The 15548-nt window shown below is 40.1% G+C and carries 13 protein-coding genes; 6 read left to right on the plus strand and 7 right to left on the minus strand.

Translation table 11 applies throughout. The features are described from left to right. The first annotated feature begins 8 nt into the window (after window positions 1-8). A complete protein-coding gene (locus tag NZ848_RS02800; protein ID WP_259014267.1) occupies window positions 9-467 on the plus strand; it encodes a PA2169 family four-helix-bundle protein in 459 nt (152 codons plus the stop codon). On the opposite strand, the gene NZ848_RS02805 is transcribed toward NZ848_RS02800, so the two are convergent. Next, complete coding sequence (locus NZ848_RS02805) at window positions 468-2879, minus strand: penicillin acylase family protein (RefSeq protein ID WP_259014268.1); 2412 nt, start codon at window positions 2877-2879, stop codon at window positions 468-470. Window positions 2880-3413: 534 nt separating this feature from the next. On the opposite strand from NZ848_RS02805, the gene NZ848_RS02810 reads away from it, so the two are divergent. Beyond that, window positions 3414-5339, plus strand: coding sequence for a tetratricopeptide repeat-containing sensor histidine kinase (locus NZ848_RS02810; RefSeq protein ID WP_259014269.1), 1926 nt, complete (start codon window positions 3414-3416; stop codon window positions 5337-5339). Window positions 5340-5341: 2 nt separating this feature from the next. On the opposite strand, the gene NZ848_RS02815 is transcribed toward NZ848_RS02810, so the two are convergent. Genes NZ848_RS02815 through NZ848_RS02830 form a run of 4 tightly spaced genes read right to left on the minus strand, consistent with a single transcriptional unit; the run spans window position 5342 to window position 9190 of the window. Continuing rightward, window positions 5342-6946 (minus strand): T3SS effector HopA1 family protein, encoded by a 1605-nt coding sequence (locus tag NZ848_RS02815; protein WP_259014270.1) that lies wholly within the window; start codon window positions 6944-6946, stop codon window positions 5342-5344. Between the two features lie 15 nt (window positions 6947-6961). After that, window positions 6962-8089 (minus strand): aminoglycoside phosphotransferase family protein, encoded by a 1128-nt coding sequence (locus NZ848_RS02820; protein ID WP_259014271.1) that lies wholly within the window; start codon window positions 8087-8089, stop codon window positions 6962-6964. 29 nt (window positions 8090-8118) lie between these two features. Next, window positions 8119-8508, minus strand: a complete 390-nt coding sequence (locus NZ848_RS02825) for a hypothetical protein (RefSeq protein WP_259014272.1) — start codon at window positions 8506-8508, stop codon at window positions 8119-8121. 28 nt (window positions 8509-8536) lie between these two features. After that, the gene (locus NZ848_RS02830; RefSeq protein ID WP_253533784.1) at window positions 8537-9190 is read right to left on the minus strand and encodes a response regulator; all 654 of its coding nucleotides are present in this window, start codon (window positions 9188-9190) and stop codon (window positions 8537-8539) included. Window positions 9191-9709: 519 nt separating this feature from the next. Between NZ848_RS02830 and NZ848_RS02835 the strand changes: the two genes are divergently transcribed. The 4 genes from NZ848_RS02835 (at window position 9710) to NZ848_RS02850 (ending at window position 13065) form a co-directional block, all read left to right on the plus strand. After that, the gene (locus NZ848_RS02835) at window positions 9710-10501 is read left to right on the plus strand and encodes a hypothetical protein (protein WP_259014273.1); all 792 of its coding nucleotides are present in this window, start codon (window positions 9710-9712) and stop codon (window positions 10499-10501) included. Next, on the plus strand, window positions 10498-11142 hold the full coding sequence (locus NZ848_RS02840; protein WP_101727682.1) for a response regulator transcription factor: 645 nt from the start codon (window positions 10498-10500) through the stop codon (window positions 11140-11142). Before NZ848_RS02835 ends, NZ848_RS02840 begins: the two co-directional genes overlap by 4 nt. A 101-nt stretch (window positions 11143-11243) precedes the next feature. Beyond that, entirely contained in the window at window positions 11244-12206 is a 963-nt protein-coding gene (locus NZ848_RS02845; protein ID WP_253533786.1) for an alpha-E domain-containing protein, read from the plus strand. 124 nt (window positions 12207-12330) lie between these two features. Continuing rightward, window positions 12331-13065, plus strand: coding sequence for a peptidase (locus NZ848_RS02850; RefSeq protein WP_253533787.1), 735 nt, complete (start codon window positions 12331-12333; stop codon window positions 13063-13065). A 71-nt stretch (window positions 13066-13136) separates the two neighbouring features. Here NZ848_RS02850 and glmM read toward each other — a convergent pair whose 3' ends face one another. Together glmM and NZ848_RS02860 are read right to left on the minus strand one after the other, a co-directional pair. Continuing rightward, window positions 13137-14543, minus strand: a complete 1407-nt coding sequence (glmM, locus tag NZ848_RS02855; RefSeq protein WP_259014274.1) for a phosphoglucosamine mutase — start codon at window positions 14541-14543, stop codon at window positions 13137-13139. Between the two features lie 157 nt (window positions 14544-14700). Then, on the minus strand, window positions 14701-15540 hold the full coding sequence (locus tag NZ848_RS02860; RefSeq protein WP_259014275.1) for a transglutaminase family protein: 840 nt from the start codon (window positions 15538-15540) through the stop codon (window positions 14701-14703). Between the last annotated feature and the right edge of the window lie 8 nt (window positions 15541-15548).

Here is a 15548-nt window from a genome sequence, read left to right on the forward strand (position 1 = left end):
GTTTTTTTATGGAAACAGAAAAAATTGCCAGAGAATTGAATTATCTGATTATTCATAACCTTGATGCGCAGGAGGCTTACATAGAAGCAGCGGGCAGTGCAGCATCAAAAGACCTGCGCGATGCCATGCTCGATGAAGCTGAAAAAAGAGGCAGCTATGCCAGAGAATTACAGCGGGAAGTAAAAGCCTTAGGAGAAGAAGTTGCTGAAGATGTAAGCCTGGTAGCCATGTTGAACAATGTAATGCAGGGAGTAAGGGGGTGGTTCAGAAAACCCACCGACGTTAAGTTGGTTGAGGAATGCCGACAAGGTGACGATGAAACAATTGTTGCATACGATACCGTGCTTCAGTTGGGCGAAAAATTCATGCCTTCTTACATTTATAACATTATAATAAAGCAGAGAAAAGAAATAGGCCTGACATACCAGGCCTTAATAAAATATCACGAGCAGCAATTGGCCCATTAATCAGGGTTTAAAAAGTATTTTGCCTGTTTGTACTTTCTCAATGGCAGTTCTATTCATAAGTTCGGGGCGGGCTTCTCCGTTTACATACATTTGTGCCTGGTCGCTGTAATGTTTGCTCATTATATTGCCAGACTGGCCGGTGGGTAATATACTGGTGCCTTTATCCGGATACGCAAAATCAATAATACGCCGCAGTGCAGGGCCATAGCTAATGTCATAGACACCTGTAGAATCCATCTGAAAATCAAGATTATTGATGGTTTCACGGCCTCCGGGTGCCGGAAATGGCCCTACGTTAAAGAATTTCCCTACAACCGGTAAAATACCCAGCGGATGCTTGTGGGTAAGGGTATGCACTTTTTCCCATTGCCATTTTTCTATATCTCCACCTAGTTGTTTTTCCAGACTGGCTGCCGCATCATTGATAGATTTGGTAAGTATCTGTCTACGGGTTTCACGTTCAGGAGTATTTACGTTATCCCACCACGGAGAATCTTCTTTTTTTATCATGGCAATCATATTTCTTTTAAAATTGACATTGTGTTCAAAAGAAGCAAACACTTCCTGGCCTAGTTCATCCTTTACTGTATTTACCAGCATGTAATAAATGAATCGGTAGAAGATGGTCGGTTCAACGTTATTCAATTGATGAGCGCCATCCCACGGAATCAGTCTCGCTATTGACTTCTTCGCTAAAGGAGATAAATTTTCGGCAAATATGATAGGTATAATGTCTTTCAGTAAGCTTTTATAACTGGTTGATGTTACATCATTAATTACTTTTCTTACCTCTTCGGGTGTCCAGTCTTTTTTGTCTGTAAACAACAATTGCTCAATGCGTTTTGCGCGGTTTCCCGGCACATAATAACCGGGTACTGGCCCCGTACCCATATCTGCCGGTTGGTTATTGGCTGTGTATAAAACCCCACGTGCTGGATTCAGAATCTGTGGATTCTGCGAAAAATCAAGCCAGCCCAATGGGTCATCCTTACCTGTGGTACCGTCCAGAATAAGCATCGGGTTTACGTGTGTGGGTCTTCTGGGTAGTTTCCCTGCGGCCCACCAGGCAATATTGCCGGCGGTATCTGCCCACATAAAATTTAATCCCGGTGCAGCCAGAGTACTTACCGCTTTAGAGGCTTCGCCCGCATTCCGGGCATGAGCCAGGTCGTAGAAATTCTGCAATAAATGGCTTGGAAACTGGTTAAACACCCACCATAGAGCAATCGGGTCTTTTTCTTTTGCCATTTTATCAAAACTATCATTCATCAGCGTTCCGTGGCGCGAACGCTTAATGGTAATTTTTATGTCTTGCGCCCCTTTTACTTTAATGCTTTCCTGATAGGTATTCAGGTTTTCCCAATGGTCTTTGTACCAGACCTGATTCGGGTTTTGAGGGTTAAGCCTTTCTCTGAAAAAATCTACATCATCGTTTTCAAACATGGTAAGGCCCCAGCCGCCGTTTTGGTTATGCCCTAAAGCAGCAAATGGTGTACCAGCCAGAAAATTACCATAGAAATGAAAGCCAGGACATTCAAGGTGTGCTTCGTACCACACCGATGGCTGCGCAAAGGCTATGTGTGTATCGTTTGATAAAATGGGTTTTCTCGATTTTGTCTTTGAACCGCTAATGACCCAGCCATTGGAGCCATGATAAGGCGGAAAAGGGGCAGTTGTTTCAATTGTAGCCAGTTGGTTGGCTATACTGGCCAGGGTTTGCGCTACTTTAACGGCAGAGTCTTTTTGCTGAACAGGTATTACTGGTTCTCCTTTTGGCCATTGCGACCAAACATCGTTCAGGTATGTGTCACCAAATTTATTGTGAATATACGTAGCAATTGCCTCTGCCCTGAATGCCTCAGCAAACGTAAAACCCATATAGCCAGAAATAATGTAGCAGTCTTCTAACGTAAAAGGCGTATTAGAGATGCCTGCCAAAGTAAATTCAAGAGGCGCTTTACCTTGAGCCATATACTGGTTAATGCCTTTAACGTAGGCCTCGGCAGCTTTTACAAATGGGGCATCGGGGTTTTTTCTTACCAGCGAGTCTATTGTCCATTGGGCATGCTTCCGCAAGCCAAGTGTACGGAAGAACTTATCTGATGCCACGGCTTTCTCGCCAAACAATTCAGCCAGCCGGCCATCAGCCAGCCTCCTGATGAGTTCCATCTGAAACAGCCTGTCTTGTGCATGTACATAGCCAAAAGCATAAAAAAGGTCTTCTTCGTTTTGTGCATAAATGTGCGGCACACCATAATTATCATAAATTACCTCAACTTTGTCTTTGAGGCCTTTTAATTGTAGTTCGGTATTCAGATTAGGTTTAAAAGTTGATAACCATATATAAATGCCTACACCTGCTACTACAATAATAATTAGCAGGGCAACGAGTATTTTCTTGAGTACTTTCATGTTTTTTAGGTTGACGACTGACCGGATGGTGTGTTAACAGAAACAAAAATATAGGAAGCAATTTAGAAAAAAACTTTTACATCTTTATTGACACCGGGTTCTGAATAAAAATAAGGCAGGCATTTAATAGGTAATTGAAGTAATAAAGAAAAAACAATACTTGTATTTAAACTGTTTTTGGGTAGCTGAGAATGAAAAAAAACTGAATTTTATGGCAAAGTTCCGAACAATTAGATACATTTGGCTTGAAACCTAATTGCAGATGAAGACTGATTCCCTGTTTGGCTGCACAACAAAAAGCCATTCGGCTATATTGATAGAATGGCTTCAAGTGTGTTTCAAATAATAGAACCTTAAATTTTTTAGTCAAAGCAAGGTAATTTTGGACCTTTGGGGATGATGCAAAGTTCAGATAAATACATCGAATAGGAAATACTGTCCAGACAGTATATTGAGTACCCTGAATGCTGTATTGAATAATAATAAGTTAAGTGATTTGCTGTATCCGCTAAAGAGTGTATTGCGTTTAGACAGATGAAGAAACTCCTCATATTAACCTTCTTGTGCCTTTTTTGGGGTTTTGCTGCTCAATCTAAAAGCAGAACCGACAGCTTGCGTGCGGTATTAGCTGGGTTATCGGTACAAAAAAAGAGTTTTACGCTCGATACCTCCCTTATTAACCTTTATTGTCAGTTAGGTAAAGAATTTACCAAGGTAAAAGATGATTCGGCCCTTTATTATCTCAACAAAGCGCTTGTTATAGCCCAGAGAATAGATAATAAAGAACTTTTATTGAAAACCTATATTCAAACGGCAACCCATTACGGTATTCAGTTCGGGCACATAAAGGCCCTTGAGTACTGGTATAAGGCGCTGGCTTTGGCAGAAGAGTTAAAAGACAATAAGAGAAGCATTTTTATACTGGGAAGAATTGCCGTGAGTTTTTCGAGCATGCACGATTATAAAACTTCAATAGAATACTACAAAAAAAAAGCAGAATTAAGCAAAGCAGTAAATGACCAGCAAGAGTATGTGATGAGCCTGATGAATATCGGCAATATCAACTTTGATATGGCTGATTACAAAACAGCATTGAAATATTACCAGTTATGCGAGCAGTTAAATAAAAGTATAAAAAGTAAGAAAATTGAGTCGTCAGTCATTATAAATATTGCAATGACACGCGTGAAATTCAAACAATACCAAGAGGCTCTGGCCGGATTTAAAGCCAGCCTTGAAGTAGACGAAGGCTATGATGATAAAGTTGCCTTTGTAAACAACGAAATAGCTAAGGTGTACCTCTTGCTTAATAAACCCAAAGAGGCTCTGAAATATGCAACAATTGCACAAAATAATGTAAAGCATGTTTATGCAAAAATGAATATGGATGTTTCCAGAACACTCTCTGAAATCTACGAGAAAATAGGGAACGACGTGCTTGCCTACAAGTATTATAAAGATTACGTTAATGTAAGATTGAGCGAAGATTCAACTAAAAATTCGCAGCTAATGCGTCTTGTTCAATTAGATTATGAAACCGAAAAGAACAACCAGAAGTTGGCTCAATTGAATTTAAGGATGCAGGAAAGAGAGAACCGGACCAGGCTTATGAGTATTGGTTTAGGCGCCTTATTGGTTTTGATTCTTGTTGGGTTGGGTTACTCGCGCTCTTTGGCTCAAAAAAATAAACTGATTGAGTCTCAAAAGGCCGCAATTCAGAAATTGAATGAATCGCTGGAAGTGAAAGTTGAAGAACGCACCAGAGAATTGACAGTAGCCAATGAAGGGCTTAAACAAAAGAACAAAGAAATAAGAGAGGCCCTTTTAAAAGGCCAGACAATGGAGCGGGAAAGGGTGGCTTCTGAGCTACATGATAACATAGGAGGCACCTTAACCGCACTTAAATGGCGTTTTGAGGCCTTGGATAAAGATAATCTTTCTGAAAAAGAACAGGTAATTTATGATGGCATACTAAAAAACATGCACCGGGCTTATGGCGAGGTCCGGCTCATTTCTCATAATATGCTACCCGCCGAGTTTGAAGAAAAAGGCCTTGTAGGGGCGCTTGAAAAATTTATTGCTGACTTAAATACCGGAGCTGCCAAAACAAATTTCAGGCTTAATGTATCTCAATTACAAAAGCCTATCAGGCAGGAAGTAGCCCTTGAAATTTACATTTGTTGCTTTGAGATTATCAACAATGTGATTAAGCATGCCAATGCAACAGAGGTAGAACTTGAAATAGCTGAGAAACAAAATGGTAATCTGGAGGTAATGATACTAGACAACGGTAAAGGATTTGACCCTGCCTTAATTGGTAACGGCAAAGGTCTGAAAAATATCATGAACCGGGCAGAAAAAGTAAACGGCAGTCTGATAATAGATAGTAAACTAAATGTTGGTTCACAGTTCTGTATCAGTATACCTGAGTTGTTCTGGGAAGAAATACTGGCTGTCTGATACTAGAATTTAACCTGATTGATTATTTTCAGCAAAGTATCTTTTGCATAGAAACCTTCAAGTTTAATCAGGTCGGTCAGGTTGCCTTCGGCTATAGCCAGCAAAATAAGCCCGATAGCTGAGTACCCCATTTTTATTATCGGTTGCGGCCCGTCATTATCGATTTTCGTATAGCTGTCTGTCTCATTAAGGGTATTTACAATTTCGTTAACCAGTAAATGGTTATGTATTTGTTTCTTTTTTAATCGCTTAGGTAATTTAAAATCCAGGCACTTGTTGATTTCTTCAATAAATTGGTAATTATCTGAAACCCCCGGCATAGTGGCTGAAATATCTTTCAGCACCGTTTTACAAAGAAACCTGAACAAGTATTCATTCGGGAAATAAGAATATAACTTAGCCAGAAAATAGATGATACCTAACCTGCCTTCATTAAAACTATCATCAGTCAGCCTGTATTCAAAACTGCTTGTCTCGTCTTCAATCAGGCTTAACCAATAACAATGGGTTTTACCTTTCTGGTTTATTACCAGTGCCTGCCTGCATATCAGCCTTCCTATATGAAGTGCCCAGTTAAGGTAATTGTTTTCTGATAGCGGGTTATACCTTTTGCTTCCATTGAAAGCCTTACTTAAAATGGAGAAATCGTACGGATACTTGCTCTGCGGATTCCTGAAAAAGTCGTCTAAATTAAAGCCCATCTCAAGTAATCTCTTTTTTACAAAACCAGAAAGTCTTTGCTTGCTTATGTTTGCCGTTCTGGTCTGGTAATATTCAATGTAAATTTCAGCCAGAATATCGGCTCTATACTTACCGAAACTGCTATTTTTTATAGGCGGTTCTTCTCCGAAAGTTATACCTCTCAACACTGTTTTCTTTGTAAAAGGCAGTGTTGCTGAGCCAAACAAATCGGCATATTGTGGTGCGGTTGCAATTTTCTTTACAATATAAAAAACTATCAAATAATGTTCGCGGGCTGTGTAAAGAACGGCGTTGTCTAAACGGGAGTTTTTTCTGATAGCAAATTTATATTCAAAGGGTATCAGCCAATTGTTTAGCTCGTCTTGCAGGTCTTTTGAGAATCTGGCAATGGTCTCAAAATCATAGTTGAAGTGAAAATAAATACGTGTTATAAATGAGCTGCCCAGGTATTTAATACCTCTGAAATAAAACCAGGCATTGTCCAGAATCTCAAGGCGTTTAATCCTTAAATCTACGATTTTATCCTGGTTAGGAAAGGAGGATGAAGAAACGAAGTCACCGGCAGAAACTAATTTGTACTGTTCTCCTTTACATAAATAAAATTTGCCATGCCGCTTTGCATGACGTACAGACTGTTCGTCCAGTGTCCAGTTTTTATCCCAGGTGTTCAGTTGCTCATCAGATTGATAAAATTGTTTTGCCAGCCAGTTAAAAGATTCTTTGTTATCCTCATTCAGTTTCTCTTGTTCTGTAACATTAGCATACAGGCAATATATCTGGTCGCTGATGGCATATTTTTTTCCAATTAGTTCCTCTTCTTTTCTGGCGAGCAGCATTTGGGGTTGAAAGGCGGAATCGACATTAACTAATATGGAGTCTATCTGTTTTCGGGTAGTAAGCGTCATAGCAAGTTAAATAAATTAGAATTCAAAAATTTCAAATCTGCATTCGCCTGAATCATATATCGCATCAATGTACTTGTCTGTATCAATCATTAACCTTTTTACTACTTCCAGACTAACCAGAAAATAATTGAAGTTGCCATCATAGTTTCGTAGCCTTTCAAGTTTTCTTATTGCCCAGAATTTCAGTACTCTTGAGGTAAATTGATAATGAGCTGTTTCATTGAAACTGAATTTCTGGCAATAGGCGTTTAAATACTCAGCAAAAAAGAAGTAACGTTTCATCAGCGAAGCGCTTAATTCGTTGGTTGATGCCCCTCTTCTGAATGCCGGCTGATATAGAACTGACTCAAGAAAACATGCGAAATCCCAGGCATGGTCTCCTTCAGACACGTTTTCAAAATCTATAAATTTAGGCATACCGGTAGCGCCATCCTGCAAAAGATTTTCAACTTTCAGGTCGCCATGTATTAGGTATTCTTCCACTATTTGTTCTGAAAACTCCTCGAGTGCATCTGAAAAAGTTGCCTTGTTTAAAAAATTATGAAGTATGGCTCTGCTGGGTGAAATGAAGGCAAATGATGGAAAAACAACTTCATCTAAAAACTGAGCACGCGTAGCGCCAAGTTGCAGCAGGTTTATAAAACTCTTGTAATAAGATAACCTGTTAAAGCAGTGGTTTTGCAGGAAAACCTTGGCCGGTGGATTCCCGTTCAGTCGCAAAGATTGATGCAATGCTGCCAGTGCGTCGGCGGTCTGGCGGGCATATTCCTGCAATTGGCATGAACTATTCAGTACCTGATGGGGTTCAGGTAAATTTTGCAGATAGGGTAATAGCAGTATGTTGTATTGCGAATCGAATGAAAAATCCTTCAACTTAACCTGAAGCCCACCGAACGAGCTGTAAAAGTGGTATTCGTTCAGAATAGGTAAGGTGCCGCTGTTGGTCAGAAACTTAGGTTGCTTAAAAACAAACGACTGCTTATTGACGGTGCATTTGAGCAGGGTGTTACGAGGATTCCTGGCATCTATGTTTTCAATTAAGAGCAAGTCTCGCTCGCTAAAAATGTTACTCAATGCACTGAACCCGCCATGGGTATTTTGTTGCAACAAATAGCCGGTAAGATTATAGGCAGTGAGTAACATTTTTTAGTCATTCAAAAGTTTGTTAAAAATTAATAAGTGTGCTCATGGCTGAAGGTAGACAAGTACTCGCGAAACTCTTTTGCTTCTTTAATTGGCATTGTATGAAATTCATTATGCCTTTTTTTGATAGAGCAGGTTGCTTCTTCAAATACTTCAACGTAAAGTGCCGGAAATTTGCCGGTGGCATCTGTCTGCGGCTTTGTAAAATTTACCAGCGCATGGCTTTCCATAAAATACGTTTTTGCATTACCTGCCGAGTCGTTGATTTCAACAAGAGCCAGAGGGTTTTCCATACCCAGCGACTTTTTAAGGTTGTTGTTAGTAATAGGCCTTAATTGACCAAACAAAGTAGTAACTCTGTTTTTGTCGACGCCTGCGGTTTGAAAAAAATGCGGGCCGGGGTTAATTGTTTTTGTCATACCAGTAAATGATAGGATGGTGAAAGGTTTATTTAACTAAACCATGCTTCATGGCATACTTCATTAAAGCCAGTGCAGAGCTTACGCCTAATTTTTTCATCAGGTTTCTCCGGTGTGTCTCAACCGTTGTCGGGCTGATAAAGATTTTTTCGGCAATTTCTGCATTGGTAAACTCTTGTATAATCAATTGCATGATTTCAATCTCCCGTGCTGTTAGCGGCACATGCTCACCTATTTCGTCTTTCCCGCTGGCAGTAGCCTGGTTAGGTATCTCTGCCAGACGCATCACAACCGCATCACTGAAATACTTTTGCCCGTTTATTACTCTTTTCAAAGCGGCTTCAAGCTCTTTTTTTTCAATGCTTTTTACTATGTAGCCATCAATACCTGCAACAAGCGCTTCTTTAATAACGGTGGCATCTTCAGACATCGTAAGCAATATGGTTTTTACATGCGGGTATTCTTTCCGTATCCGGATAGTCGTTTCTATACCCCCCATAACAGGCATTTGCAAGTCGCTCAGTACCATGTCTATTTCATGGGTACCCATATAAGCTAATGCTTCCTGTCCGTTTTTTACGGTTGCTACTACTTCAAAGTCTGGCATTCTGTTAATGAGCATACCCAGGCTTTCTGCTACAATAGTGTGGTCGTCAGCAATTAAGATTTTGATTTTCTGCATTTTGGATCTGTGTGATAAGTAGTTCGTTTTTTGTAAAGCCTCCGGTTATATTCCGGATTCTTGTTACAAACTGCTAAATGTCTTAAAACTTATCATTTTTACCAAACCAATCATGTGCTAATCTTTAGCTGACGCTTTTATATGCCTGTTTTTGTTATGCTCATGGTGCAAATTTATATAACAGATGCTATGCAGGCCTACGGGATAAATACGGTTTTATTACCGTATTTTTCTCGACTTAAAAAAGGTATTTCCACTATATGCTGGCATATACCTTTACTATAACTTGCATGCAATTAATGAGCGGACGGTAGTGTTTATGGAAATTACTGAAATCTTTACACACTGAACGTAAATCCTATATTGTAGCCGGAAGAAGGCTATTACAGGCCATTCATGGTATCCTTCAATTGTATTTCAATTCTGCTGATTCAATTATAAATTCTTGGAAACTTCTCTATTCAGAGTCGCGGCGGGTGTCAAAGTGCCACCAGGCAGTATTTTAACCTTTTATTTGGTATGGTTCATCAAACTTTGTGTGTTGTCTGGCTTTTTATTGGGTATATGGTTTTTCATAACATTCTTATAGTCAGTCTTTTGGTGTCGCAGAACAAGGCTGCATTCCGGATATCTGAGCAGGAATATTTTAAAACAATGCTCAGCAATGAAATCCAGGGGGCTCAACTTGCGCTTCAGAAGACCAAATTTATCCGGATCGGATTTCAACTGGTCGATAACCTTGGCCAGTTATTGTCGGTAGTAAAAATTAACCTGGCAGTAATGGAAGAGAGTTTTATATACCGCAATCAAATCGAATTCGCCGAAAACATGTCTCAGGCCAATGAATTGGTAAATACTATGCTAAGTGAGATAAGAACATTGAACAGCGATATTGAAGAACACCTGATAAAGAAATTTGATTTTATTGCCAACGTATCAGAAGCATTAAGAACCAGACATACTGAAAGCGAAACAACCGCCGAACTAATTATTGAAGGCAAATGCTATTGCTTAGGGTATAACCGGGAAATTATCCTTTTCAGCATTATTCAGGATATATTTCTGACGGCTCGTCAATGTAGCGAAACAAAAAAAGTTGAGGTTAAACTAAGTTATTTTTTTGATAACTTTACTTTGTGTCTAACGTTTGATGCTGCCAATGATTACGCAACTGCAGATACCGGTATTTATGCCCTGCGAGCAACCTTGATTAATTTTGAATTTGGCGTAAAAACCGATAGTGAATATAGAACCCAATATTGTTTTAGAACCACAATTGTTAATGATAGTATTAATACTACTGATTTATGATAAAAGTTGCCATTGCTGATGACCACCAGCTTGTGGCCAAGGCTATTTCGGGGCTTATACAGAAGATTGACCCTTATGATGTGATTTTTGAAGTTGAAAACGGTAAAGAGCTTGTGCGGTACTTTAATCTGGGTATGGTGCCAGACATTGTGCTGCTTGATATCAATATGCCTGAAATGGACGGTTATGAAACGGCTTTATGGTTGAAAACCAATTATCCTGATGTTAAAGTGCTGGCGCTTTCTATGTATGACAAAGAAGAGTCAATCGTTACGATGCTTCGTAATGGCGCCAAAGGATATTTGTTGAAGGGATGCAGACCTTCTGAGCTAAAAGATGCGCTTGATGCAATTATGACCAAGGGGTTTTATTATACCGAGTACCTGACAGACAGGCTGGTTAAAAGCCTGAATTCTGAAAAAAGTAAAAACCCGGCTGAACAACTGGGGCTTAATAGCCGCGAACTACAATTTATTGAATATGCCTGCAGTGAACTTACATATAATGAAATTGCCGACCTGATGTGCGTAAGCCCTAGAACGGTGGATGGTTATCGTGAGCAGGTGTTTATGAAATTGGGTGTAAAAAGCAGGGTAGGGGTAGTGCTGGAAGCAATAAAATCGGGTATTATTAAAATTTGAGGGGTTTTGTTAAGTGTGCCTTAATCTTCAAAATTATTTCGTTTGTATTTCAAGGTTCATTTGCTATCTTTGGTTGTCATCAAAAAAAACCAAAGATTATTATGCTGAGCCGAGTTGCCAATTCTATTTATTGGATTAATCGCTATATAGAACGAGCAGAGAATTACTCTCGTTTTGTGAGTGTAAACCTGAACCTAGCGCTGGATGCCCCCGGGATTTTGACCGAACAATGGGAACCCCTTTTAATTGCTACTGCCGATAATGACAATTTTTTTGAGTTCTACAGCAGGGCAAACAGGAATAATGTGATTGATTTCATGACATTTGACAAGCGCAACCCGAACTCCGTTTATAGTTGTTTGGCTGCTGCCAGAGAAAATGCCCGTACCATAAGAGAGAGTATAACCAAGGAAATGTGGGAGCATATTAACATTTTCTATCTCAAAATTAAAGAAACGCAATCGGCCAAGAACTGGGATGTTGAACAACTTCAACAGTTTTTTACTGAAATAAAAGATGGCTGCCAGCTTTTCTGGGGTATTGTAGACTCAACCGTTACCAGAAATGAAGCCTATCATTTTGGCCGGATGGGGCGCTTTCTTGAACGTGCCGATAAAACCTCAAGGTTTCTGGATGTGAGGTACTTTACTTTACTACCGGATGATGAGGCCTTCGGTTCACCGCAGGAATTGCTTATATGGACATCCGTGCTGAAATCTGTTGGGGCGTTTAATATGTACCGGCAGGAACACCGCGTCATTAATCCGTCTCATATTGTCGGGTTTCTGATTCTCGATAAAAATTTCCCCCGGTCAATGTTCTATTGTATCAGGCAGGCGGAATTGTCTTTATATGAAATTTCAGGGCATAAAATTACTGAAGGGTACTCTAACCCGGCAGAAAAACAATTAAGCAAGCTACGCCACGAAATTGAGTTTACAGAGGTAGAAGATATTTTTAACAAGGCCTTACACCCTTATTTAGACGAGTTTCAAATCAGAAACAATAATGTGGCTCAGGCTATTTTTGATACTTATTTTGGTTTAAAACCAGTTGAACAGTAAAATTAATTAAGTAAGATAGCCATTGGTATGGCAGCATTTTTTACATTTGCAGTTGTTTATTAATAAGTTTTGAATGCTGCTTTCATTGTTTTAACCGCGGCGGCGACCCGCCTAATGTATCGATATGACTTTTTGTCTGGGAGTAAAAGTGGCCAAGGGGCTTGTTGCAATAGCTGATACGCGCATCACATCAGGTAGCGAGGTGTCAACGAATAAAAAAGTGTTTATCCATCAGTCTAAAAACCATTCTATGTTTATTATGACTGCCGGATTGCGTTCGGTGCGAGACAAGGCCATTACTTATTTTAAAGAAGTGCTTGAGCATCAAGACCACCGGTTTGATAAAATGTATAAGGCTGTCAATGCTTTCGGAGAACAGGTAAAAAGGGTAGCCAGCGAAGATAAATCTTCATTAAAAGAGGCGGGTCTTGCATTTAATCTGTCAGCCCTGATTGGCGGGCAGCTTGAAAATGATGATGAACACAAGTTATACATGCTTTACCCTGAAGGCAACTGGGTTGAGGTAACCGAGGGTTCTCCGTTTATTATAATCGGGCAGTCTAATTATGGCAAGCCGATTCTGTATCGGAATCTGAAATATACCACCTCATTGCAAGAAGTTTTAAAGCTTGGGTTTCTTGCTTTTGACTCCACGCGCGTTAGCGCCAATGATGTGGATTTTCCGATTGATGTAATCCTATGCGAAAAAAACAGCTTTAATATAGTAGAGCAAAGATACGAGAAACAAGACCTGGAGCAGATATCGTATCAGTGGAATGCTCTGCTGAATGCCTCGGTTCAGAAACTCTCAACCGATTGGATGGAACCTATCTTTAGCAAGTCGCTGGAAGAAATTTAATATTTGCCAAAGCCATAAAATAAAAAGCGATTAAAGTGGAAACCTTAATCGCTTTTTGTTTTATGGCTGCTTTATTTTTCTGCAATAAGTTCTTTTATATCTCTGATAATCTTATCTGCCAGATTCGAGGCTGTAGTTTCAAATTCAGACTCAGCATAAATGCGGATAATGGGTTCAGTATTCGATTTACGCAGGTGTACCCATTCTTTTTCGAAGTTTATTTTTACGCCGTCTTCGGTATTAATAGGATATTTTTCATAACGGGACTTAATGTTTTCAAGCACTTCGTCCACATTTATGTCCTGAGTAAGTTCAATTTTCTTTTTGGCTATATGGTAATTAGAGTAGGTTTTTCTTAAAAAACCAATGGGCTTACCAAATTTGGCCAGATGGCTTAAAAATAAAGCGATACCTACCAGGGCATCTCTGCCATAGTGTAACTCAGGGAAAATAATCCCGCCATTGCCTTCGCCACCTATTATTGCGCCTGTTTCTTTCATTTTGGCAACCACGTTTACTTCTCCCACTGCGGCAGAGGCATAAGCGCCGCCTGCTTTAAGGGTTACATCTTTTAATGCAAGTGAAGACGACAGGTTTGAAACAGTATTTAAGCTATTACTGGCTTTGTTGGCAGCCAGAACGTAGTCTGCTACTGCCACCAGTGTGTATTCTTCTCCAAAGGGCTCGCCATCTTCACAAATAAAGGCCAGGCGGTCAACATCAGGGTCTACAACAATGCCTAAATCATAGTTGCCTTTTCTGGTTTCAGCAGAGATTTCTCTCAGGTTTTCAGGTAGAGGCTCAGGGTTGTGTGCAAACAAACCCGTTGGCTCACAATTGATTAACTTTATTTTTGTTACACCCAGCGCTTCAAGCAGTTGGGGTACAACAGTGCCCCCGGTTGAGTTAACCGCATCTACAGTGATACTGAAATCGGCGTTTGCTATGGCTTCTTTGTCAACCAGTGGCAGGGCCAGAATCAACTCAATATGCTTTTTTACGTAAGAATCATCAAAGGTTATTTTACCCAGGTGTTTTACATCTGCAAAATCAAAATCCTCGGCATCTACAATGGCAAGCAGTTCGGCGCCGTCGCCGGCCGAAATAAATTCTCCTTTTTCATTGAGTAGTTTAAGTGCATTCCACTGAATCGGGTTATGGCTGGCGGTAAGTATAATGCCTCCCAGCGCCTGCTCAATAGGAACCGCAATTTCAACAGTAGGTGTAGTTGAAAGGCCCAAATCAACTACATGAAAACCCATGCCAACCAATGTTGAGCTGACCAGATCTGAAACCATTTTACCTGACAGTCGGGCGTCGCGGCCTAAAACAATTTTAGGTTCAGCACCCGGGTTCTTCTTTTTAAGCCAGGTACCGTATGCGGCAGCAAACTTTACAATGTCAAGGGGGGTTAAGGCATCACCACTTTTACCGCCGATAGTTCCACGGATGCCGGAAATAGATTTAATGAGCGTCACTTTAATTGAGATTTGGGATTTTTCTTAATTAGGTATAAACACAAAAGATAAAACAAAAAACAATCCATAGTTGTCTTAATATCGGCAAAGATATAAAAAAACTAATGCTTTTGTATCTGGTTTTGCTTACAAGAGATAAAATAATCAATCGGTGGCTTTAAATACGCCTGATATTTACGTTTGCATCCAGGTGTGATTTGGCGTTTCCTCTAAAACCGCCGGTAATTGGATTTATGAGTTCAGGCTGGGCAGATGAGGCCAGTGTAATGTAATGGTCGTCTATTATTTTTCCTTCGGTGGGGTCAAAACCTCTCCAGCCTGCACCCGGAAGATACACCTCTACCCACGCATGTAGTTCATGTTGCTGTAGTTGGCTGCCATAGCAATATCCACTGGCAAAGCGGGCAGCAATACCTAAAGATTTGCAGCAGGCTATCATCAGTACGGCGTAGTCACGGCAGGTGCCTTTTCGGTTAAGCAGGGTTTTTTCGGCAGGGTTTGCCGGTCCTTGAATGCGTTTCTCGTATACAAAACTGGTTTTTATGTACTTTGATATTCTCGTCAGAAAGTCAGTGGTTTTCCAGTTGGCTTCTGCTGCAATTTGCCTCGAAAACTGATGTATAAGCGTTGTAACGCCACTCATGTTCAGGTAAGGGTGTAACAGAGACCCTTCTTTTTCGGGATAATGAAAGGGGAGTTTTTCTGCACTGAAAGGAAAATAAAGAAAATGAAAAGGGTTAGTTGGCGCAGAATCAATTTCAAATGATGCCTTAAAGGTGAGTTCTTCACAAGAAGAATTGATGTAGGCAATGTATTGCGCATTGCCTTCCACATCAATATTCTTATATAAGATATTTGCTACGGGATTAATTATAAGTTCAAAACTGCTTACCTCCTGATGAGGAGACGTCTTTGGCGACAAATAAATATAATGGGGCGTCAGAAAAACAGGTTGCGAATATTTATAATGTAAGGTATGTTCAACGCTTAAAATCATAAATTGTT

The organism is Emticicia fluvialis (assembly GCF_024793945.1).
Taxonomy (GTDB): domain Bacteria; phylum Bacteroidota; class Bacteroidia; order Cytophagales; family Spirosomataceae; genus Emticicia; species Emticicia fluvialis.